A 2,224-nucleotide genomic window follows, 5' to 3' on the forward strand; every position below is an offset into this window, starting at 1 on the left:
AGTTTGGGCGGTGCGCCGGGTAGCGTTGGGAAGGATCAGATATGGTCACTAGGTGCAGGCTATATACCAGGACCAGTTTCCCTTGGCCTGGGTTACATCAACGCAAGGAATCCGAACTTTTCTTTCTACGGCAGCATTCCCTCAGCTGGGACGACTCTCACGAGCAACAATATCGGCTCGCTCGGAAGCGCAACCACGCCGGTCTCCAACCCTGCCATTGCGGGTTATGCGTCAGCTAGTACTACGCAAATCATTGCGGCGGGGGCCGCGTACCAGCTAGGCGCCGCCACTTTGGGCGCGACCTATTCGAACACCCAATTCCGTGGGTTAGGAAGTTCCGGATCGTCCGGGCCGAACCCTTTCGGTTATTCCGGTACAGCAACCTTCAATAATGCAGAAGCAAATTTTAAATACCAGATTACTCTCGCATTTCTCGCTGGAGTAGCTTACAACTATACGCACTCAACCAGGTCAGGTGGTATCGCAGGCGCGACCTATCATCAGGCGTCGACCGGAGCCGACTACTTCTTGTCGAAGCGCACTGATCTCTATGCAATCGTGGTCTATCAACACGCGAATGGCACGGATTCGCTTGCTCAGCCCGCGGTCGCCACCATCACAGGGCAGACACCGTCTTCGAACAATCATCAAATCGCCCTACGAATCGGGATGAGGCATCGTTTCTGATTGAAGCTATGCGCAAGGAAATCTGCTACCGTAGTAATCATGCGGTCGCAGGCTCGATCAAGAAAGCTGTTTCGCAGTGACGAACCATGATTCAGGTTCTGTCGCGGCAATGCGAGAGGATTGAGCGGATGAGATTGCTATGCAGTCCAAGTCCTTGACGCCGCGCATCCGTCTTGTTGGGCGTATGATAGCTCGATGGTCTAGCTCCACGATGTTGTTCGAATACTTGACCTGCCGAATCTTGATGGGTGTCTCGCGCTCAGCATTACCGCATGCAGCGAGGCCAGACTGGAACCGCTCTTGTCGACGGTCACTGTCTCCGGCGCACCGTTCTGTCCAATTTCCTTTTCGAAAAACCGTCGAGCAGCGACCTTGTCGCGCTTGGCTCGAGCAGAAAGTCGATGGTGTTACCCGCCTTGTCTACAGCGCGATACAAGTACTGCCACGAACCTTTGACCTTGATACACGTCTCATCCATGCGCCAGCTTTTGCCCACTAGGCGCTTGTGGCGGCGAAAGGCTTTTTTGGAACAACGAACCAGCTTGATGACCCACCGCTTCACCGTTGAATGATCGACGCCGATGGCGCGCTCGGCCATCATTTCTTCAAGATCACAAAGACTGAGCGAGTAGGCTACGTACCACCGCACGCACAGCAGCTTTACATCCAGCGGATAATGAAGACCGCTTTAGAACCTTGACAATGCCATCAGCAAGGGCCTTTCGTAGTATTACTGTCTTCTGCATCGCGGCCTAAGCAAAGGTCGCGCACCCAAATCTTAACGTGCATCGTTAATGCGACAGAACCTTCTTTCGAGCGACACCAACCCCAACGCATTAAGGTGAAACGCTGCCGTTACGCGGGTCGATCTCGGAGAGCTTGTCGTACGGCAAATTTGCTCCGAAGGCAAATCGAATAGCATGATCCGTCAACCTACGTACTCCTGAGACTGCGGAGGGAGGGGGCGTCGACCACTCGAGAACCCACTGGTGACTTTTGGCCCGTTATTTCTTCTCGCGATTTATAGAAGGTAGCCATATTTTCCGGAGGGCAAGTGACTGCAAGGTAAACAAAGACTTCAGCGCCGGTGTTCTCGATCCCGTGGACCTCACCGGCAGGCGTGCGGATGATGTCGCCTTGCCTGACAATCTCCTGTCTTGCGGCGGCCAAGAGTAGCAGTGCCTCACCCCGCTCCACAATCCAAATTTGCTCAGACGACGTGTGGGCGTGCCGCTCCGAAACGGCTCCTGGTTCCATTGTAACCCTGGTTATGGTGGCCATTGCATCCGGGGCGTTCTCGGGCCACACAATTTGAACGGAATTTTTCCCGGGATTTTTTAGCACCACGCAATCGGACATGCACAATCTATGTATTGTCAAAATTGACTCCAATATTGCATGAGGTATAACAACGTAGCGATAGCATCGCATGATCGATGCAGGATTTCTTGAACATATATTCAGAATGAATATGCAAGTCCCAACCATGCGTGTGAGCTACGATTTTTTCGCTCGGACATTAAACTGCTGCGGTTTG

General features: G+C 53.1%; 2 protein-coding genes and 1 pseudogene. 1 reads left to right on the forward strand and 2 read right to left on the reverse strand.

Annotated features, from left to right (window positions below; translation table 11 throughout):
* A partial coding sequence (locus ACFFAR_RS31300) for a porin (RefSeq protein WP_375509239.1) occupies positions 1 to 687 on the forward strand: 687 nt, incomplete at its 5' end.
* Positions 688 to 819: 132 nt separating this feature from the next.
* Here ACFFAR_RS31300 and ACFFAR_RS31305 read toward each other — a convergent pair.
* Positions 820 to 1,433 (reverse strand): annotated as a pseudogene (locus ACFFAR_RS31305) (IS6 family transposase); the annotation flags it as partial.
* Between the two features lie 187 nt (positions 1,434 to 1,620).
* On the reverse strand, positions 1,621 to 2,175 hold the full coding sequence (locus ACFFAR_RS31310; protein ID WP_375509240.1) for a cupin domain-containing protein: 555 nt from the start codon (positions 2,173 to 2,175) through the stop codon (positions 1,621 to 1,623).
* Positions 2,176 to 2,224: the final 49 nt, after the last annotated feature.

This window comes from uncultured Caballeronia sp., assembly GCF_964243625.1.
Classification (GTDB): Bacteria; Pseudomonadota; Gammaproteobacteria; order Burkholderiales; family Burkholderiaceae; genus Caballeronia.